16 protein-coding genes are annotated in these 18,335 nt (G+C 72.3%); 5 read left to right on the plus strand and 11 right to left on the minus strand.

Annotated elements, in window-relative coordinates; genetic code table 11:
• Positions 1–3 precede the first annotated feature (3 nt).
• Both ABII15_RS04475 and ABII15_RS04480 read right to left on the minus strand, forming a co-directional pair.
• Positions 4–1,176, minus strand: a complete 1,173-nt coding sequence (locus ABII15_RS04475) for a GDSL-type esterase/lipase family protein (protein WP_353940954.1) — start codon at positions 1,174–1,176, stop codon at positions 4–6.
• Positions 1,173–1,748 carry a WHG domain-containing protein gene (locus ABII15_RS04480; protein ID WP_353940955.1) on the minus strand — a complete coding sequence of 192 codons (576 nt, stop codon included), beginning with the start codon at positions 1,746–1,748 and terminating at the stop codon, positions 1,173–1,175. Before ABII15_RS04480 ends, ABII15_RS04475 begins: the two co-directional genes overlap by 4 nt.
• A gap of 85 nt (positions 1,749–1,833) precedes the next feature.
• Here ABII15_RS04480 and ABII15_RS04485 point away from each other — a divergent pair, with 85 nt between their 5' ends.
• Complete coding sequence (locus tag ABII15_RS04485) at positions 1,834–2,334, plus strand: FBP domain-containing protein (RefSeq protein WP_353940956.1); 501 nt, start codon at positions 1,834–1,836, stop codon at positions 2,332–2,334.
• On the opposite strand, the gene ABII15_RS04490 is transcribed toward ABII15_RS04485, so the two are convergent.
• Positions 2,335–4,026 (minus strand): hypothetical protein, encoded by a 1,692-nt coding sequence (locus tag ABII15_RS04490; protein ID WP_353940957.1) that lies wholly within the window; start codon positions 4,024–4,026, stop codon positions 2,335–2,337. It abuts the gene before it with no gap.
• A 448-nt stretch (positions 4,027–4,474) separates the two neighbouring features.
• Here ABII15_RS04490 and ABII15_RS04495 point away from each other — a divergent pair, with 448 nt between their 5' ends.
• Together ABII15_RS04495 and ABII15_RS04500 are read left to right on the plus strand one after the other, a co-directional pair.
• Complete coding sequence (locus ABII15_RS04495) at positions 4,475–5,782, plus strand: amino acid permease (protein ID WP_353946958.1); 1,308 nt, start codon at positions 4,475–4,477, stop codon at positions 5,780–5,782.
• Between the two features lie 256 nt (positions 5,783–6,038).
• Positions 6,039–7,319, plus strand: coding sequence for a YeeE/YedE family protein (locus ABII15_RS04500; protein ID WP_353940958.1), 1,281 nt, complete (start codon positions 6,039–6,041; stop codon positions 7,317–7,319).
• An 18-nt stretch (positions 7,320–7,337) separates the two neighbouring features.
• Here ABII15_RS04500 and ABII15_RS04505 read toward each other — a convergent pair whose 3' ends face one another.
• The gene (locus ABII15_RS04505; protein ID WP_353940959.1) at positions 7,338–7,931 is read right to left on the minus strand and encodes a hypothetical protein; all 594 of its coding nucleotides are present in this window, start codon (positions 7,929–7,931) and stop codon (positions 7,338–7,340) included.
• Between the two features lie 198 nt (positions 7,932–8,129).
• Here ABII15_RS04505 and ABII15_RS04510 point away from each other — a divergent pair, with 198 nt between their 5' ends.
• Positions 8,130–10,055 (plus strand): NAD-binding protein, encoded by a 1,926-nt coding sequence (locus ABII15_RS04510; RefSeq protein WP_353946959.1) that lies wholly within the window; start codon positions 8,130–8,132, stop codon positions 10,053–10,055.
• A gap of 10 nt (positions 10,056–10,065) precedes the next feature.
• Here the strand turns inward: ABII15_RS04510 and ABII15_RS04515 are convergent, their stop codons facing one another.
• From ABII15_RS04515 to ABII15_RS04545, 7 genes are all read right to left on the minus strand, one after another.
• Complete coding sequence (locus tag ABII15_RS04515) at positions 10,066–10,791, minus strand: aspartate/glutamate racemase family protein (protein ID WP_353940960.1); 726 nt, start codon at positions 10,789–10,791, stop codon at positions 10,066–10,068.
• Positions 10,792–10,825: 34 nt separating this feature from the next.
• Entirely contained in the window at positions 10,826–12,268 is a 1,443-nt protein-coding gene (locus tag ABII15_RS04520; protein ID WP_353940961.1) for an NCS1 family nucleobase:cation symporter-1, read from the minus strand.
• A 218-nt stretch (positions 12,269–12,486) separates the two neighbouring features.
• The gene (locus ABII15_RS04525; protein WP_353940962.1) at positions 12,487–13,065 is read right to left on the minus strand and encodes an isochorismatase family protein; all 579 of its coding nucleotides are present in this window, start codon (positions 13,063–13,065) and stop codon (positions 12,487–12,489) included.
• A 74-nt stretch (positions 13,066–13,139) separates the two neighbouring features.
• The gene (locus ABII15_RS04530; RefSeq protein ID WP_353940963.1) at positions 13,140–14,528 is read right to left on the minus strand and encodes an MFS transporter; all 1,389 of its coding nucleotides are present in this window, start codon (positions 14,526–14,528) and stop codon (positions 13,140–13,142) included.
• On the minus strand, positions 14,525–14,983 hold the full coding sequence (locus ABII15_RS04535; RefSeq protein WP_353940964.1) for a MarR family transcriptional regulator: 459 nt from the start codon (positions 14,981–14,983) through the stop codon (positions 14,525–14,527). The genes ABII15_RS04530 and ABII15_RS04535 overlap by 4 nt, the downstream gene beginning before the upstream one ends.
• Before the next feature lie 82 nt (positions 14,984–15,065).
• Entirely contained in the window at positions 15,066–15,878 is an 813-nt protein-coding gene (locus ABII15_RS04540; RefSeq protein WP_353940965.1) for a MerR family transcriptional regulator, read from the minus strand.
• 64 nt (positions 15,879–15,942) lie between these two features.
• Positions 15,943–17,616 carry an alpha-amylase family glycosyl hydrolase gene (locus ABII15_RS04545; protein ID WP_353940966.1) on the minus strand — a complete coding sequence of 558 codons (1,674 nt, stop codon included), beginning with the start codon at positions 17,614–17,616 and terminating at the stop codon, positions 15,943–15,945.
• Between the two features lie 220 nt (positions 17,617–17,836).
• Between ABII15_RS04545 and ABII15_RS04550 the strand changes: the two genes are divergently transcribed.
• Positions 17,837–18,322, plus strand: coding sequence for an Lrp/AsnC family transcriptional regulator (locus ABII15_RS04550; protein ID WP_351447794.1), 486 nt, complete (start codon positions 17,837–17,839; stop codon positions 18,320–18,322).
• The last annotated feature ends 13 nt before the right edge of the window (positions 18,323–18,335 follow it).

An 18,335-nucleotide genomic window follows, 5' to 3' on the forward strand; every position in this document is an offset into this window, starting at 1 on the left:
CGCTCATATGCTAACCCGCCCGCTCAGAGGGATGATCCCCAGGTCGGCGAAGCGCTCGCCGATGCGCCGGTGGGCGGCCGCGTCGGGGTGCAGGCCGTCGGGCAGCGGCAGCTCGGCGTGGTCGCGCTCGCCGTAGAGGTCGAGTCCGTCCACGTAGTGCAGGTGCGGGTCGTCGGCCGCGCGCTGCTTCACGATCCGGGCCAGCTCGTCGCGGATGGTGCGCAGGGTGAGCTTCCCGAGGGCGACCTCGGCGGGATCGCCTGCCGCCATGAACGTGATCCGGCCGTCAGCGGCCCCGCGGAGGTCGGGAGCGGCGGGCCCGGGGGTGTCCTCGTGGATCGGGCAGAGGATCGGGGAGACGACGAGCAGCGGGGCCGTCGGATGTCCCTCGCGGATCGTGTCGAGGAAGCCGTGCACGGCCGGGGTGAAGGCCCGCATGCGCATCAGGTCGCCGTTGACGATGTTGATGCCGATCTTGACGCTGATCAGGTCGGCGGGGGTGTCGCGCAGGGCGCGCGCGGTGAACGGGTCGAGCATGGCGCCGCCGCCGAAGCCCAGGTTGACCAGCTCGACGCCCGCGCGGGACGCGGCGAGCGCGGGCCAGGTGGTGGAGGGGCTCGCGGCGTCCGAGCCGTGGCTGATGGAGCTGCCGTGGTGCAGCCAGACGGGACGGTCCGGCGCGGGGGCGGGCTCGACGGGGGCGTCGGCGCGCAGGGCGACGAGCTCGGTCGTCTCGTTGTGCGGCAGCCAGATCTCCACGTCCTTGACGGTGTCGGGGAGTCCGGTGAAGCGCACGGTGCCGGGCGTCCCGGGCGTGTGCTCGTAGGTGCCGGCGGTCATGTCGATGGTGAGCGTGTGGCCGCCGCGCACGCTGCCCTGCCCGGCGAGCCGGCCGTCCACGATCAGGTCGTACAGGCCCTCGGGGCGCGGCGGGGCGCCGACGTAGACGCGCTTGGTCGGCAGCGTGTCCAGCTCGACGGCCGTGGCGCGGGTGCGCAGGGCGAGTCGGACGCCCGAGGCCTGGGACTCGGCCATGGCGAGCTGCCCGTCGGTGTTCTGAGCGCGCGCCCGCGCGGGCAGCCGGTGCGGCAGGAGGCCGAGCGGGGTGCGCTCGACGTCGAGGGCGCCGCGCAGCAGCTCGGCGGTGAGCGGGACGTCGATCAGGGGGGTGGTCATTTCTTCTCCTCGGGCCAGTTGCGCAGCAGGGCGTCGAGCGCGTCCAGGGTGCGGGCCCAGCTCACGTCGGAGTCGGGGTCGCTGTGGCTGAAGCCGCCGCTCGTCTCCAGGCTCACGTACCCGTGGAAGACGCTGCCGAGCAGGCGGATCGCGTGTGTCTGGTCGGGTTCGGTCAGGTCGTAGCCGCGCAGCAGGGCGCGGGTCATCTGCGAGTGCCGCACTCCGGCACTGGCGACGGCGGTCTCCGGGTCGAGGCGGTACTGGGTGGAGGCATAACGGCCGGGGTGCTCGCGGGCGTAGTCGCGGTACACGTTCGCCAGGGCCGTCAGGGCGTCCTTGCCCGACCGGCCCGCGAGGGCGTCGGCCGCGCGGTCGGCGAGCTCCTGGAGGGCGATCAGCGCGATCCGGGTCTTGAGGTCGTGCGAGTTCCTGACGTGCGAGTACAGGCTCGCCACCTTGACGTCGAAGCGCCGGGCGAGCGCCGAGACGGTCACCTGCTCGAAGCCGACCTCGTCGGCCAGCTCGGCCCCGGCCCGCGCCAGCCGTTCCGTGTTGAGCCCTGCACGCACCATGGCCATCCTTCCGAAACCTTTCCCCCGTTCAAGCATGACCATTATGCGTTTGCCTAAAACCTTTAGGCAACTTAGCCTCGGGTATATGAAGCCACTGACCGAGACAGACATCCGCGGCGCCTTCGTGAACTGCAGCAAGGGCGAGGCGAAGCGCCTGTCCGTGCCCCGCGATCTGGCGGAGCAGCCGTGGGAGGACCTCGACTTCTTCGGCTGGCGCGACCCGCAGGCGCCGGACCGCGCCTATCTGGCGGCGGAGGTCGACGGCCGGCTGCGGGCCATCACCCTGCGGGGCGCGCAGTCGGCGATGTCCTGGCAGACGCGGCGCAGCATGTGCTCGATGTGCGTCACGACGCACACCGGCGGGGTGGCGCTGCTCGTCGCGCCGAAGGCGGGCAAGGCCGGGAAGCAGGGCGACTCGGTGGGCGCCTACATCTGCAGCGATCTGGCCTGCTCGCTGTACGTGCGCGGGCTCAAGGACGCGGGCGCCGGCGCCCGGATGCACGAGACGCTGACGCTGGAGGAGAAGATCGAGCGGACCGTGGCGAACGTCGCGGCGTTCATCGCGAAGGTCACCGCCACCGCCTGATCAGCCCTCCCCCGCACAGCAGCCGGTCCCGGCCGTCGTGCGGCAGAAGCAGGACGCGGTCACGGGTACGTCGGCGAGCGCGGCCGCGAGGGTCAGCTGCTGCGCGACGATGCGCGCCTCACCCTCCCGGCCGAGCCGCACCAGGCACTCGTGGAAGCCGTGCAGCGCCCAGACGTTGCCGGGATGCTGCCGGGCCCGCGGCACGCTGTCGTCGAGCCCCAGGTCGGCGCGGTACACGGCCTCGGCCTCCGCGACCCGGTCCTGTTCGAGCAGGAGCGCCCCGAGCGCGTGCCGGGCCGGCTGCATCCAGCCCCAGGGTTCGTCGTAGGGCAGGGTGTCGTCCAGCTCCACGGAGTGCCGCAGGGCCGTGAACGCCTCCTCGAACTCCCCCTTGCGGTAGGCGAGTTCACCGTCGAGCATCCGCGCGGCGATCGCCAGGATGTCGGCGCAGGTGTTGTTGAACAGCATGCGGGTGTCGGGGACCTGGGCGAGCGCGGCGCGGAAGAGGTCCCGCTCGGTCCCGGCCCGGTCGACGTGGCCGGTGGCCGCGAGGGCGACGCCGCGCGCGTAGTGCAGCATGGCGGTGGTCACGCAGTACAGCTTCGGGTCGCCGGGCAGCGGCAGTTCGAGCAGTTCGGCCCAGCGTCCGAAGCGGACGAGGGCGTGCACCCGCATCGCGACGAACCCTTCGAGCCAGTCGGCCATGGGCGGGCTCTGTACGCGCAACAGCTCCTCGGGCACGGCCTCCTCGAGCCGTCGCACGGTGTCCATGGCGTCCTGGCGGCGGCCGAGGAACATCGCGCCGTAGAGCTTGAAGTGGAGGTTGTGGCACCGGTAGAGGGTGTAGAAGTTCAGCTCCCCCGCCCTGGCCCGGTACTTCTCGTCGGCGGCGATCGCCGCCGTGTTGTCGGTGAGCACCCGCCGGTAGTCGCCGCACAGCACCTCCAGGTGCGAGGGCATGTGCTCCAGGTGCCCCGCGTCGGGCACCAGGCCGCGCAGCCGGTCACCGGCCGGCAGGGCCAGCTCGGGGGTCGGGGACATCTCCATCAGGTGGATGTACGCGTGCAGCAGCCCCGGGTGGTGTGCCCCGGCGGCGCCGGCCATGGCCCGCTCGATGACCTCGCGCGCCTCGACGGTACGGGCGCCGGGCGCGGGCTGCCCGGAACGGATGTCCCACAACTGCCAGGGGGTGAGGTTCATGAGTGCGTCGGCGTACAGGGCGGCCACGTCGAGGTCGTCGGGGGCGCGCCGGTGCACGGCGCGCATACGGTCGGCGTACGCCGTGTTCCAGACGGCACATTCCTCGGCGGATGCGGCGGTGGCCTGCGGATAGCGGGCCCGCAGCGCCTCGATCAGCTCCCGCTCGACCGGGCCGGCGTCGGTGTCCAGGGCCTTGGCGAGTGCGCGCCGCACGGCGGCGTGGGTCCGCTCGACGGTCTCGGCGAGCTCCTGCGCGTCGAAGAACTCCCAGGGCTTGTTGTAGTTGGGGCCGAGGGCGTACGCCAGGCCCCACTCCGCCATGGCGCACTCGGGGTCGGCCGCCGCGGCCGCCTCGAAGCAGCGGACGGCCTCCTCGTGGTTGAAGGCGTACGTCCAGTTCAGGCCGCGGTCGAACCAGATCTGCGCCGCGGTGGACGTGGTGGTCACGGGACGGGTGTGGTGGCCGAGGTCGAAGTAGTCCTGGTGGTCCATGTGCGGCACTCCTCGTCACGGTCGGGGCCTTGCGCCCATGGCCCTGTCCTACCGGGACCGCGGGGGCGGCGGCCAGTGCGCCGCAGAGCCTCGCGGACCGTGAGACCGGCCGGCGCATGAGCCCGGCGCGCGCGGGTAGCAGCGTGCACTGAGATCGTTCCGGCACAGCCCGTGAGCAGGGTGTCCGAATAACGAACACCGCGTTTTGATCATCGGACACTGCCCGCATACTGGGCCGACCTCGTCTCACATCACGGACCAGCCGACCAGCCTCGGGCCGCCCCACGGACCGCGTCAGCGGACCAACCGGCCCGGTCAGCGCAGAACGGGTACGACCTTGACCAGCACCCCCACATCCGTCGCCGAACGGCACCCGGACGCCCCGCACAGTCCCGATCCGGGAGCGGAGACCGGGCTCTCGCACGGGCTCAAGCAGCGCCACCTCTCCATGATCGCCCTCGGCGGCGTGATCGGCGCCGGGCTCTTCGTCGGTTCCGGCGCGGGCATCGCCGCCGCGGGTCCGGCGGTCGTGCTGCTGTTCGCCGCCGCCGGTGCGGTCGTCATGCTGATCATGCGGATGCTCGGCGAGATGTCGGCGGCCCGCCCGGCCACCGGCTCGTTCTCCGTGCACGCCGAGAAGGAACTCGGCGCCTGGGCCGGGGCCACCTCCGGCTGGACGTACTGGACGATGCTCTGCTGCGGCGTGGCGGCGGAGGCCACGGCGGCCGGGCAGATCATGCACGGCTGGGTGCCGTTCCTGCCCGCGTACGGCTGGGTCGCCGTCTTCATGGCGTTCTTCTGCGCGAGCAACCTGCTCGCCGTGCGCAACTTCGGCGAGTTCGAGTTCGTCTTCTCCGCGCTCAAGGTCACCGCGATCTGCGCCTTCCTGGTGCTCGGCGTGCTCGGCATCTGCGGCGTCTTCGGCGACGCCCCCGGCACCTCGAACCTCACCGGCGACGGCGGCTTCTTCCCGACCGGCACCGCCGGGCTGATCGCCGGTCTGCTGACGGCCGTGTTCGCGTACGGCGGTCTGGAGACCGTCACCATCGCCGCCGCCGAGTCCGACAAGCCCCGCGAGAACGTGGCCCGCGCCGTGCGCACCGCCGTCTGGCGCATCGCCCTCTTCTACGTCGGCTCCATGGCCCTGGTCGTCATCCTGGTCCCCTGGGACAAGCCGTCCGTCGCCACCGACGGTCCGTACGTCACCGTCCTGGACCAGCTCGGCATCCCGGCGGCCGGCACGATCATGCAGGTCGTCATCCTGGTGGCCCTGCTGTCCGCGATGAACGCCAACATCTACGGGTCCTCGCGCATGGCGTACTCGCTGGTGAGCCGGGGCCTCGGCCCGCGCTTCATCGGCCGGGTGAACCGTGGTGTCCCGATGGCCGCGGTCCTCGCCTCCTGCGCCTTCGGCTTCTTCGCGGTCTTCGCCGGCATCTGGTGGCCGGACACCGTCTTCACCTGGCTGATGAACACCACCGGTGTCGCCGTCCTCGTCGGCTGGGTCTTCATCTGTCTGACCCAGCTGCGGATGCGCCGCCGTCTGGAGCGCGAGTCGCCGGAGTTGCTGACCGTGCCCATGTGGGGCTTCCCGTACCTGACCTGGGTCGCCCTGCTGGCGATCGCCGGTGTGTTCGTCGCGATGGCCACCACCGCGAGCGGCCGCGACCAGCTGTACGTCTCCGCGATCCTGGTCGGCGCGCTGGCCCTCGGCGGGTACGTCAAGCAGCGCAAGGACCTGCGCGCGGCCGCCTGATCCGTACCGCGCGGCGACAAGGGGCGTCCCGCCGACCGGGCCGCCCCTTTCCGCCATATGAGACGGGATTCTCACCTTCCGCCTCGGTCCTTAGAGTGGCGCACATGTTCGGACCCGCCCGTCAGCTGGCTCTCGCGCTCTTCGCGGCAACGCCGTGGAGCGTCGACGACGCGCTCTGTCGCCGCTGACGCCCCGCCGCGCCGTGCGCGCGGCCCTCCTCGGTCCGTCCTTTCTCCCTGCCTCCCCGGAGTCCCCCTTGACCACCGCCCCCGCGGCCGGGGCGCCGCCCCGCGCCGGCCTGCTCTCCCCCGCTCCCACCTCCGCTCCGGCGCCGGACGCCGAGGCGGCCCCGCCGGTGCGGCGGGTGCCGCTCGCCGTGGCCGGTGTCGTCGGCGCCGCGCTCGTCGCCTACGTCTTCGCCCGGCACGGCGCCAAGCCGGGCGTCCTGCTGCTGCTCGGCACCGGGCTCGGCTTCGCCCTGTTCCACTCCCGGTTCGGGTTCACGTCCGCCTGGCGGCAGTTGGTCGCCGTCGGCAACGGCGCGGGACTGCGCGCCCACACCCTGCTCCTCGGCACCACCGCGACCCTCTTCGCGCTGATCATCGGCACCGGCAGCGGGTTGTTCGGGTCGGTGCCCGCGCCCAGCGCGGGGCCGATCGGCGTCGGACTGCTGATCGGCGCGTTCCTCTTCGCGGTCGGCATGCAGCTGGGCGGCGCCTGCGCCTCCGGCACCTTGTTCGCCGTCGGTTCGGGGCAGAGCACGATCGTGCTCACGCTCTTCGGCTTCATCACCGGATCGACCCTGGCCGCCTGGCAGTTCGGGCTCTGGAGCGATCTGCCCGCGTTCGACCCGTACGTGCTCTCCGATCACGTCGGCTGGTTCGGTTCCTGGGCGGTGACGATCGTGGCGCTGGCGGCGGTCTGGTTCGTCGCGCGCGCCGTGCAGGCCCGCCGCAATCCGCCGCCGATCGGCACCCCGCCGTCCGCGCGCGGTGCGCTCGCCCGTACGGTGCGGGGCTCCTGGCCGCTCGCCGTCGGTGCCGTCGTGCTCGCCGTGCTCGGCGCCGGAGTGCTGCTCGTGTCGGGCGGCGCCTGGGGCATCACCAGCGCGTTCGCGCTGTGGGGTTCGAAGCTGGCCGGCGTGTTCGGCGCCTCCCCCGAGAGCTGGGCGTTCTGGCAGCAGCCGGGCAGCTCGGCGCAGTTGGCGGGGCCGGTGCTCGCCGACAAGAACAGCCTCACCGACATCGGCATCATGGTCGGCGCCGCCGTGGCCGCGGCGGCCGGCGGGGTGTGGAAGCTGCACCGCGGCATCCCCGCCCGCACGGCGCTCGCCGCGGTCGTCGGCGGCATCCTCATGGGCATCGGCGCGCGGCTGGCGGGCGGCTGCAACATCGGCGCCTACCTGGCCGGGATCGCGTCCGGCTCCCTGCACGGCTGGCTCTGGGGCGCCATCGCCCTCGCCGGTACCTGGGCCGGTCTGCGCCTGCGTCCCCTGTTCGGCCTCGGCAACCCCAAGCCGGCCGACAGCGTCTGCTGACGGCCGGCGCGCCGGTCCTCACGCCCCGGGGACGACGAGATCGGCGCGGCGCCGCGGGCGGGTGGTGGCCAGATAGTGCTCCTCGGCCGCCCGCCAGCGGGCCTCCCAGTCGAGGGGCCCGTGGTCGTGGCCGCGCTCGCGCAGCCGCCGCATGGACTCCTCGGGCGGTGTGTCGACGTACACCAGAAGATCGTAGAAACCGGCGAGTTCGGGGCGTGCCGTGTAGACGCCCTCGACCACGACGATGCCCGTTCGGGCAACGGTGTGGACCTCACCGGGCGCGAGCGCGCCGGTCTCCCAGTCGTAGCGGCCGTAGCGCGCGGCCTGGCCCGAGGCGAGCGGGAGCAGCACCTCGTCGCGCAGGCGCTGCCAGTCGAAGTAGCGGTCGCAGCCCTCGGCGGGGGTGAGCGCGGCACGTTCCGCCTGGTCCATCGGCCGGTAGAAGTCGTCTCCGTGCACGACGGCGGCGCCGCACAGCTCGGCGAGGGCGGCGGCCAGGGTCGACTTGCCCGAGCCCCCCATCCCGTCGAGCGCGACGAGTGCGAACCCGCAGCGGGTACGGGTGGACAGGGCGGCGGCCACGTGGTCGGCGGCTGTCCGGATCTTTGTCATGGGAGATCATCGTGACCGATCGGGCGCGCGCAGGGAAGAGTCCGGGCACCGGGTCCTCACAAACGTAGCCGCGCGGCCCTGTCGGCCGGTTGACTGGGTCCCATGAACACGGTGCCCCACCAGCCTCCCTCTCCCCCGCAGGCCGCACAGAACGCGCAGTCCCCGCAGAGTCCTCCGGCCCCGCGTTCGCGGGGGCACATGATCGTGTGCGGCGGCGACGCGCTGGCCGAGCGGCTCGCCGCCGAACTGCGCGCGCTGTACGGGGAGCAGGTCACCGTGGTGGTCCCCGGCGCGCCGGGCGACGGCGCCGGGCGGGTCGCGCCGGCGGCCCGAGCCCGTGCCTCCGCCCTGCTCGCGCGGATGCAGTCGGTGCTCGGCCGCGCGCCCGAGCCGGACGAACCGGCGGGGCCGCCGCACGTCCAGCAGGCGGCCGTGCTCGACGAGCAGGCCTTCGCGGACGCGGGCGTGACCGAGGCGCGGGCACTGGCGCTCGTGCACGACGACGACGAGATCAACATCCGGGCCGCACTGGTCGCCCGCCGCCTCAACCCGCAGTTGCGGCTGGTGATCCGGCTCTACAACCGCAGCCTGGGCCGCCATCTCGCCGATCTGCTCGACCAGGCCGCGGCGCTGTCCGCGCCCGGCCCCGCCCCGACGGCCGTGGACAACTCGACCACGGTGCTGTCCGACGCCGACACGGCCGCACCGGCGCTGGCGGCCACCGCCGTCGCCGGGACCAGCAAGATCGTCCAGGCGGACGGGCTGCTGCTGCGCGCCGTCGAGCGCAATCCGCCGGGGCCGGGCCAGGTGTCCGATCCGGGGCTCGCCACGCTCGCCCTGCTGTCGGCGACCACCAACGACCCGGCGGGATCGGAGGGTTCGGACGCCGACGACGGCCGGGACGGGCCGCTGCTGCTGCCCGACGACGCCACCGTCGCCGCGGCGACCGGGCGCGGCACCGTCGTCCTGGAGACGATCGCGCCCGCCGAGCGCACCGCGCCGGGCTGGTCGTCGGCCACCCGTGGCATGCCGTTCGGCTCGTTCTTCTCCCGGCGGCTGCGCTGGTCGCTGTTCGGTCTGACGGCCAGCGTGCTCGGCCTGGCGATCGCCACCTGGGCCACCGGCGACATGCATCCGCTGCACGCCGGTTATCTCACCCTGCTCGACCTGTTCGCCATCGACGACCCGGCGATCGGCGAGCCGACGGCCCGCAAGGTGCTGCAACTCCTCACCGGGCTGGCCGGGTTGCTGCTGCTTCCGGTGCTGCTGGCCGCCGTGCTCGAGGCGCTCGGCACGTTCCGTACCTCCGCCGCGCTGCGCCGTCCGCCGCGCGGCCTGTCCGGGCACATCGTGCTGCTCGGTCTCGGCAAGATCGGCACCCGGGTGCTGTCCCGGCTCGGTGAACTCGACATCCCCGTGGTGTGCGTGGAGGCCGATCCGGAGGCGCGCGGTGTTCCGCTGGCCCGCAGCATGCGGGTGCCCACGGTCATCGGCGACGCCGCGTCGGACGGTGTCCTGGAGGCCGCGAAGATCCATCGCGCGCACGCACTGCTCGCCCTGACCAGTGTCGACACGACCAATCTGGAGGCGGCGCTCTCCGCCCGCGCGCTCAAGCCCGATCTGCGGGTGGTGCTGCGCCTGTACGACGACGCGTTCGCCGCCGCCGTCTACCGCACGCTGCGCGCGGCGCATCCGCGCGCCCTGACCCGCAGCCGCAGCGTGTCCACGCTGGCCGCGCCGGCCTTCGCCAGCGCCATGATGGGACGTCAGGTCCTGGGTGCCATCCCGGTCGAGCGCGGTGTGCTGCTGTTCGCCGCCCTGGAGGTGGCGGGGCATCCGCAGCTGGAGGGGCGCACCATCACCGAATCGTTCCGGCCGGGGTACTGGCGGGTGGTCGCGCTGGACGCCACGGAGCCGGCGGAGCGCCGCCCCGATCTGTCCGCGGGCCGGGAGGACGACGAGAGCGCGACCCGCCCCACCGGCCTGGTGTGGAACCTGCACCCCGGGCACGTACTGCACCCGCAGGACCGTGTCGTGCTCGCCGCGACCCGGCAGGGGCTGGCCGAACTCCTCGGCCGCGGCCACCCGGCCCACCGGACGGCGGGCCGGGCCGACCCCGCCTGAGGCACGGCGCTCAGCCGACGCGCGGCGGCCAGTTGCGGATCTGCTTGGGGCGCGGCGGCGCGTAGGTGCGCACCTTCGACGTGGTGAGGCCGAGCCGGACCAGGGACTCGGCGACGGTGACGGCCGCGGCCACCCCGTCGACGACGGGGACGCCCGTGCGGGCGACGACCTGTTCGGTGAGTCCCGCCATGCCTCCGCAGCCGAGGCAGACGACCTCGGCGCGGTCCACCTCGACGGCGGCGGCGGCCTGTTCGACGATCGCGGCGACGGCGGCGTCCGGGTCCGCCTCCAGGGCGAGCACGGGCAGCCCGCTGGCGCGCACCGAGGCGAGCCGGTCGGTGAGGCCGGCCAGCTTGAGCCGGTCCTCGATGAGCGGTACGGCCCGGTCGAGGGTGGTGACGACGGAGTACTTGTGGCCGAGGAACTGGGCGGTGCTCGCGGCGGCCTCGGTGATGTCGACGACGGGCACGTCGAGGAGTTCCTGGAGTCCCTCGCGGCCGTGCTCGCCGTATCCGGCCTGGATGACGGCGTCGTACGGCTCGCGGTAGGCGCGCACCTTCTCCATGACGGCGACGGCGGCGAGGTAGCTCTCGTAGTTGCCCTCGCAGGACTCGGCGCCGAAGTCCGGTGTGAGCGGGACTATTTCGGTGCCCGGGGCGGCGACGGCCTCCGCCTGCCGGGCGATGCTCTCCGTCATCGAGGCGGTGGTGTTGACGTTGACTACGAGGATGCGCATGGGTGTTCTCCAGAAGGTCGCCGGGGAGCGGCGGTCACTCGGCGTCGACGGCGATCGGTTCGCCGTCGACGTGGTCGTAGGTCTGCGTGCGGTCGCTCAGGAGCCAGTACAGCCCGGCGGCGAGCAGCGCGCCGATGAACCATGAGAAGCCCGAGATGCCGGAGAAGAAGGGGACGAGGGCGACGATCACCGCGCACCCGGCGGCCGGGACGAAGGCGCCGATGGCCTTCGGGTTGACACCGCGCCGGTAGTGGTAGGTGCCGGCCGGGTCCTCGGTGTACAGGTGCGGGACGTGGATCTGGGCCTTGCGCAGCAGCCAGTAGTCGGCCATGACGACGCCGAAGACGGGCCCGAGGAGGGCGCCGAGTCCGCCGAGGAAGTAGGTGACGGCGACCGGGCTGTCGTACAGGTTCCACGGCAGGATGACGAGTCCGACGACGGCGCTCACGAGGCCCGCGCTGCGGAAGTTGAGCCGCCGCGGGAACAGGTTGACCAGCATGTAGACGGGGGCGACGAAGTTCGCGAGGAGGTTCACCGCGACCGTCAGCATCAGCAGGGCGAGGCAGGCGAGGACGAGCAGCGACGTGCTGGGGATGGTCCGCACGATGTCGGTGGGGCTGGTGATGACCTCGCCGTCGAGGCGGAACTGGGCGCCGCTGAGCACGGCGGCGATGGCCGCGAAGAACAGCATGTTGACGGGGATGCCGATGAGGTTGCCGCGCACGATGGCCCGCTGGGAGGTCGCGGAGCGGGTGAAGTCGCAGAAGTTGAGGACGAACGTGCCGTAGACGACGACCCACAGCGCGGCGGCCTCGAAGATGTGCAGCCACTGGGCGCCGCCGGTGAAGTGGGTGTCGCCGCTGAGCGCGATCGACCCGTCGGCCTTGACGAACATCCAGACCGCGAGCGCCAGCATCGTGACGAGGACGGTGGGCGCGGCGATCGCCATGTAGCGGCGGATGACCTGCATGCCGAAGCTGACGATGAGGACCTGCACCAGCCACAGGGCCAGGAAGGAGATCCAGCCGAGCGTGGACAGGCCGAGGAAGGAGTTGGTGTCGTACGAGGCGACGCCCGGCCAGAGCGCCTTCAGCAGGGTGCGCAGCACCTGGGAGGCGAGGTAGGTCTGGATGCCGAACCAGGCGATGGCGACGGATCCCCTGACCACGGCGGGCAGTTGGGAGCCGCGCACTCCGAAGGCGATCCGGCTCATCACCGGGAACGGGACACCGGTGCGGTGTCCCATCCGTCCGGAGAGGGTGAGCAGGGCGAACAGCAGCACCGAGGCGATGGCGAACGCGATGAGGATGTCCCACACGCTCATGCCGAGCGCGAAGAGCCCGATGGCGAAGGCGTAGTTGCCGAGGCTGTGCACGTCGTTGCCCCAGAGGGTGAAGACGTTGTACGCGCCCCAGCTGCGGCCCTGGATCTTCGTCGGGGCCAGATCGCGGTGGTAGAGGCGGGAACTGATGTCCACGCCGGCCGCCGTCACGGGCTCCGGCGCCGGGGATGGGGTCCTTTGCTGAGCAGTGGCCACTGAGGACCCCTCCCGTTCCGCTATACGAAATGAATCTTCCGTTGCTGCGGAGTGGACGTTACGGGTGGGGTTTTCAGCAGGTCAACAGGTTCCGGCCAGTGATCACTTGGTGAAAAACGCCATACTGCACGGGACTTGCGTGTGTGATCGTCCAAGGACTAATGCGCGGGGAGGAGCTTCAGGATGTCGTCCGTCGTGCCGGTCTCGCCGAGGCGCGGGAAGATCCGTTCGACGCTGTTGCGGTGCGCCTCCGGGTCCAGGTCGGTCATGGCGTCCGTGGCGAGGGTGACGTGGTAGCCGTGCTCGTGGGCGCCGCGGGCGGTGGAGTCCACGCCGATGCTGGTAGCGACGCCGGTCACGACGACCTGGGTGATGCCGCGGCGGCGCAGGTGCAGGTCGAGGTCGGTGCCGTAGAAGGCCGACCAGTTCCGCTTGGTGACGACGATGTCCTCGGGGTGCCCGGCGAGCACGTCGACGATCTGGTCCCAGCCGGCCGGCGGGGCCTCGGCGCGCGGCGCCCGCTCGGTACGGCCCGGGACCACGTCGGCGCCGTCCGCGGCGAAGGAGACGCGGACCAGGACGACGGGCAGGCCGGCCGCGCGGAAGGCGTCGGCGAGGCGCACATTGCGCTCGACGACCTCGCTCGTGGGGAACGGGGCGCCCGGGAGGCCGACGACGCCGTTCTGAAGGTCGACCACGACGAGGGCGGTACGCGGGTCGAGAGTCGTGACGGACATGGTGAACTCACTTTCGTGACAAGGGATGTGAACAGGAAATCCGGTCGGGGTGTGCGGCGCGCCGGAGCGCGTCCTCAGGTGTCGCGGCCGACCCGGACGAGCGAGCGGTCGGCGACGGAAGCCACCAGGCACAGGGCGGCCACGGCGACCAGCATCCAGGCCATGCCGTGCAGCCCGGCACTGGTGGCACCGTCGCGGAAGAACGCGGCGTTCGCTGCGGAGGCGAGCAGCGCGCCGAGGTAGGTGAAGGTACGCAGCAGCCCGGACGACGAGCCCATCCGGGCCGGATCGGCCTGCGCGTACAGGGCGTTCTGGTTGGCGAGCCCGATGAGTCCCTGCGGGATGCCGAAGAGCGCGCCGATCACGACCAGCAGCCACAGGGGGCTGTCGTCACCGAGCGGCAGGAGGGCGACGCACCCGGCGAGCTGGGCGACCGCGCCGACCGCGAGCTTGGCGCGGACCTCGGGGCGGCGGCCGGTGATCGCGGTCACGAGGATGCCCACGGCGGACATCGGGAGCAGGAGCAGCCCGGCCTGGGAGGCGCTGAGGCCGCGCCCTTCCTGGAGCCACTGCCCGTAGCCGTACAGGAACGCGTAGGACGTGGTGTAGGCGAGGAGCTGACGGCCGTAGGTGGCCAGGAGCGGGGTGTTGCCGCGCAGCACGCGCAGGTCGATGAAGGGTTCGGCCTCGCCGTGCTCCCGGCGGACGAACCAGGCGCCCGCGCCGAGGCCGAGCACCGGCAGGTACCAGTGCGCGAATCCGGGCTCCATCAGGAACAGCATGAACGCGGTGAGGGAGGCTGCGAACAGCAGCATGCCCGGCACGTCCGTGCCGCTGGGTGCGCTCTGCGGCGCTCCCTTGGGCAGGCGGCGGGCACCGAGGAACAGGCAGATCACGGACAGCGGCACGTTGATCGCGAAGATCAGGTGCCAGCTGCCGAGGCCGATCAGCACGCCGCCGAGCGTCGGCCCGATCACGGCGATGACCTGGCCGGAGGCGGTGAGCGCGGCGAGGATGCCGCTGGGGCTCCGCATGCCGGTGCGTTCGGACTCGGTGCGCAGCAGGGTCATGGACGCCGGGTACGCGGCCGAGGTGCCGAAGCCGAGCAGGACCCGGGACAGGACGAGCACCCACAGGCTCGGCGCGAGCACGCCGAGCAGTCCGGCGACCCCGACGAGGGCGGTGCCCGCCAGATAGAGCCGACGGGGACCGTAGGAGTCGACGAGGCGGCCGATGACCGGCTGGCCGACGGCCGTGGCGAGGTACAGGCCCGAGACGAGCCAGGCGGTCTGGGACGGCGGCACGCCGAAGGCGTGGCCGATGGGGACCAGCGCCACCGCGAGCATCGAGGAGTTGATCGGGTTCAGGACCGAGCCGAGGATCATCGGGGCGATGAGCCGGCGGTCGAAACCCGTGGCGTCGTCCTCGCGGGTGCGGCGCAGCCGCTCGGCTATGCCGGTCACGCCTGCGCCACCTCGTCGAGCAGGGCCATGGCGGTGATCACGGCGCGCACCTGCTCCTCGGTGCCGTGCTCGTCCAGGGCGCGGGCGAGCCACGCGCGGCGGGCCTCGCGGTCGTCCTGGCGGCGCTCCAGTCCGGGCTCGGTGAGCACGACGAGCTGGCGGCGCCGGTCGTCGGGGTCGGGGTGCCGCGCGACGAGGCCGGCCTCCTCCAGGGCGATCACGGTCTTGGCCATGGACTGCGGGCGCACGCCCTCCATCGCCGCGAGGTCGCTGGCGGAGGCCGGTCCCGCCTTGTCGAGGCGGGCGAGGACGGAGGCCTGCGCCGGGGAGAGGTCGCTCTCCCCGTCCACGCCCCCGAGCAGGGACTGCAACTTGCGGCGGAGCCGTCCGACCACCACCCACACCTCGGCGGCCGCCTGCACGGCGGCCTCGGAGGGCTCTTCCTTCTCGGTCATGCCCCCACCGTAAATCGACAGCCCAGACTGTGCAACCTGGGCTGCACAGTCTGGGCTGTCCTTTATGTGGAGAGGGCGTCGGCTAGGCGAGCGGCTCCTGGAGTTCGGTCACCCATGCGTCGCGGTCGGCGGGGCACTCCAGGTTGATCTCCCTCGGGTATCCGGCGGAGCGGTGGCCGTGGGCGTCGATCCAGCGGGCGAGGTGCTGGACGGCGGGTAGCACGTTGTCCATGGCGCCGCGGTGCACGAGCGTCGCCGCGCGCTCCACGGGCGGCAGGTCGAGGATGCGCAGGCCGTCGTCCTCGCGGGGCGCGGCGGCCACCTCGACGCCCGCGTGCACGAGGATGCCGCCGCCGGGTGCGTCCTCGTAGCGGGCCACGCCGGGGCCGGTCGGCCGGATGCCGGCCGCGTCGAGCCGGCGGAACAGCTCGTCGTACAGGGGCTGGATGACCGCGCTGATGCTGGGCGTCTCGAAGTCGGGTGCGACGGCGGTGAGTTCGGCGACCCGCACGCGCGGCAGGTTCTTGATGACGATGTCCTCGGTGGGCATGTGCCCCTCGCTCTCGATGGACCGGAGCCGCGCCTCCACCTGGGTCAGCCGGGCCGCGGCCGCCGCCATCTCCGCCTCCAGGTCCGCGCGGCGGAGCCGCAGCATGGCGCGCAGTTCCCCGGCGTCGACCTTCTCGTCGAGGATCTCCCCGACCTGCTGAAGGGTGAGGCCGAGGTCCTTGAGCGCGATGATGCGGTTGAGCCGGGCGAGCTGCGCGGCGGCGTAGTGGCGGTAGCCGGTGGCGGGGTCGACATGGGCCGGGTGCAGCAGTCCCAGTGCGTCGTAGTGGCGCAGCATGCGGACGGATACGCGGCCGTGGCGGGCGAAGTCTCCGATGGTGAACATGATGACTCCCACTTCACGGGCTCACACGGTGTCAGGGTCAAGGCGCGGGCCGCCCCGGCGGAACTCAGTCCGTCCGCCACCAGACCGTGCGGTCGGCGGGCAGTTCGATCTGGCCGTCCTCGACGGTGACCGGGTCTGAGGCGAGCAGTACGGTGCCGGGCGCGGGGATGCGGACCGCGGTGCCGGTGGTGTTGACGGTGCAGGCGAACCCGGGCCGCTCGAAGTGCAGCAGCCCGGCGGGAACGTCGTCGCGCCAGGTGACGCTGTCGCCCGCCCCCAGCCCGGCCTGCGCCCGCCGCACGGCCAGCGCGGTCCGGTACAGCTCCAGCGTGGACCCCTCCTGCCCGGTCTGCGCCTCGACGCTCAGCTCGCCCCAGCTGTCGGGCTGGGGCAGCCAGCTGCCACCCTCCCCGAACCCGTACGAGGCACCGGTCCGCGTCCACGGAATCGGCACCCGGCAACCGTCCCGGAACCCGTCCTGGCCCTGCGCCCGGAAGAAGGAGGGATCCTGACGGACTTCATCAGGCAGGTCGGTCACGTCGGGCAGGCCCAGTTCCTCACCCTGGTAGATGTACGCGGATCCGGGCAGCGCCAGCATCAACAGCGTGGCCGCCCGCGCCCGCCGCAGACCGAGCTCACGGTCACCGGCCGTCCTGATCTGCGTACCCAGACCCGGCGGATTCGCGTACCGCGTCGCATGCCGGGTCACGTCGTGGTTGGACAGCACCCACGTGGTGGGAGCACCGACGGGCCGCATCGCGTCGAGGGAGCGGTCGATGGCGGCACGGAGTTCTTCCGCGTTCCAAGCAGTGCTCAGGTACTGGAAGTTGAAGGCCTGATGGAGTTCGTCGGGACGCACGTAGTTGGCCGTGCGCTCCACGGTCGGGGTCCACGCCTCCGCGACGAAGATCCGCTCCCCGTCGTACTCGTCCAGCACGGTCCGCCACGAACGGTAGATCGCGTGCACTCCGTCCTGGTCGAAGAACGGCATGACATCGTTGCCCAGCAGCTTCAACTGATCGCCGCCGCCGAGATCCGGCAGTCCCTCGGCCTTGACCAGGCCGTGCGCCACGTCGATCCGGAATCCGTCGACCCCCATGTCGAGCCAGAATCTGAGGATCGACCGGAACTCGTCCGCGACCGCCGGGTGTTCCCAGTTCAGATCCGGCTGCTCCGGCGCGAACAGATGCAGATACCAGTCCCCGTCCGCCAGCCGCGTCCAGGCCGGACCACCGAAGATGGACTCCCAGTCGTTCGGCGGCAGTTCACCGCTCTCGCCCTTGCCCGCACGGAAGTGGTAGCGGTCCCGCAGCGGCGACCCCGGACCCTCCGCCACCGCACGCCTGAACCACTCGTGCTGGTCCGAGGAATGGTTCGGCACCAGATCCACGATGATCCGCAGACCCACCGCGTGCGCGTCACGGATCACCGCGTCCGCGTCCAACAGCGTGCCGTACATCGAGTCGACGGCCCGGTAGTCCGCCACGTCGTAACCACCGTCCGCCTGCGGCGAGGCGTAGAACGGCGACAGCCACACCGCGTCCACCCCCAGATCCCGCAGATACGGCAGCCGGCGCCGGATCCCCTCCAGGTCGCCCGTGCCGTCACCATCACTGTCGGCGAAACTGCGCGGATACACCTGATAGATCACCGCGTCCCGCCACCAGTCGGCGGCCCGGCGGGTCGTGGCGGCGGACGGAGGAGGCACGAGCGCCTGGTCCGTGGAGTGCTGATTCATCCGGACAAGGTAGAAGACGGCGGTCACAGAAGAGCGCTGAACGCGCGGGCACACCCGGTGGCCGGACGGGTTATGCGGCCCGACGGAATGCCACAGTCGTGGGCCACTGGTACAGGGCAGCGACATCCTCCCTCCTCTCGGTCGACAGACAGCGGCCTGCATTGATCCGTTGGTACAGTCGGCTGTGATCGACCGGATCGTCCGAAGGAGCTCACCACCGATGGCCGTGGACCAGCTCGACACCCGTATCCTGCGCCTCCTCCTGGAGCAACCGCGGACCAGCGTGCGGGAGTACGCCCGGATCCTCGGGGTGGCCCGCGGCACCCTCCAGGCGCGGCTCGACCGGCTGGAGCGGGACGGTGTGATCACGGGCGCCGCGCCCGCCCTCTCCCCCGCCGCGCTCGGTCATCCGGTGCTCGCGTTCGTGCACATCGAGGTGACACAGGGCCACCTGGCCGATGTCGCCGACGGCCTGGCCGGCGTCCCGGAGATCATCGAGGCGCACTCGATCACCGGCGGCGGCGATCTGCTCGCGCGCGTCGCGGCCCGCGACGCCGCCCACCTGGAGGACGTCGTGCAGCAGCTCAACCGGCTGCCCGGCGTGGTCCGCACCCGCACCGAGGTGGCGCTGCGCGAGCGGGTGCCGCACCGGCTGCTGCCGCTGGTCGAGGCGGTCGGCAGGGCGGCGGCAGCGGACCGCAAGTGATCGTTCGGGGCCG

The organism is Streptomyces sp. HUAS MG91 (assembly GCF_040529335.1).
GTDB lineage: Bacteria > Actinomycetota > Actinomycetes > Streptomycetales > Streptomycetaceae > Streptomyces > Streptomyces tabacisoli.

What these genes read in the sequence shown, in the direction of transcription:
- ABII15_RS04510 (WP_353946959.1), top strand. Translation starts at nt 8,130, where the DNA reads ATGATCGTGTGCGGCGGCGACGCGCTGGCCGAGCGGCTCGCCGCCGAA.
- ABII15_RS04490 (WP_353940957.1), bottom strand. Translation starts at nt 4,026, where the DNA reads ATGGACCACCAGGACTACTTCGACCTCGGCCACCACACCCGTCCCGTG.
- ABII15_RS04495 (WP_353946958.1), top strand. Translation starts at nt 4,475, where the DNA reads ATGATCGCCCTCGGCGGCGTGATCGGCGCCGGGCTCTTCGTCGGTTCC.
- ABII15_RS04540 (WP_353940965.1), bottom strand. Translation starts at nt 15,878, where the DNA reads ATGTTCACCATCGGAGACTTCGCCCGCCACGGCCGCGTATCCGTCCGC.
- ABII15_RS04525 (WP_353940962.1), bottom strand. Translation starts at nt 13,065, where the DNA reads ATGTCCGTCACGACTCTCGACCCGCGTACCGCCCTCGTCGTGGTCGAC.
- ABII15_RS04485 (WP_353940956.1), top strand. Translation starts at nt 1,834, where the DNA reads ATGAAGCCACTGACCGAGACAGACATCCGCGGCGCCTTCGTGAACTGC.
- ABII15_RS04535 (WP_353940964.1), bottom strand. Translation starts at nt 14,983, where the DNA reads ATGACCGAGAAGGAAGAGCCCTCCGAGGCCGCCGTGCAGGCGGCCGCC.
- ABII15_RS04480 (WP_353940955.1), bottom strand. Translation starts at nt 1,748, where the DNA reads ATGGTGCGTGCAGGGCTCAACACGGAACGGCTGGCGCGGGCCGGGGCC.
- ABII15_RS04550 (WP_351447794.1), top strand. Translation starts at nt 17,837, where the DNA reads ATGGCCGTGGACCAGCTCGACACCCGTATCCTGCGCCTCCTCCTGGAG.
- ABII15_RS04475 (WP_353940954.1), bottom strand. Translation starts at nt 1,176, where the DNA reads ATGACCACCCCCCTGATCGACGTCCCGCTCACCGCCGAGCTGCTGCGC.
- ABII15_RS04515 (WP_353940960.1), bottom strand. Translation starts at nt 10,791, where the DNA reads ATGCGCATCCTCGTAGTCAACGTCAACACCACCGCCTCGATGACGGAG.
- ABII15_RS04545 (WP_353940966.1), bottom strand. Translation starts at nt 17,616, where the DNA reads ATGAATCAGCACTCCACGGACCAGGCGCTCGTGCCTCCTCCGTCCGCC.
- ABII15_RS04505 (WP_353940959.1), bottom strand. Translation starts at nt 7,931, where the DNA reads ATGACAAAGATCCGGACAGCCGCCGACCACGTGGCCGCCGCCCTGTCC.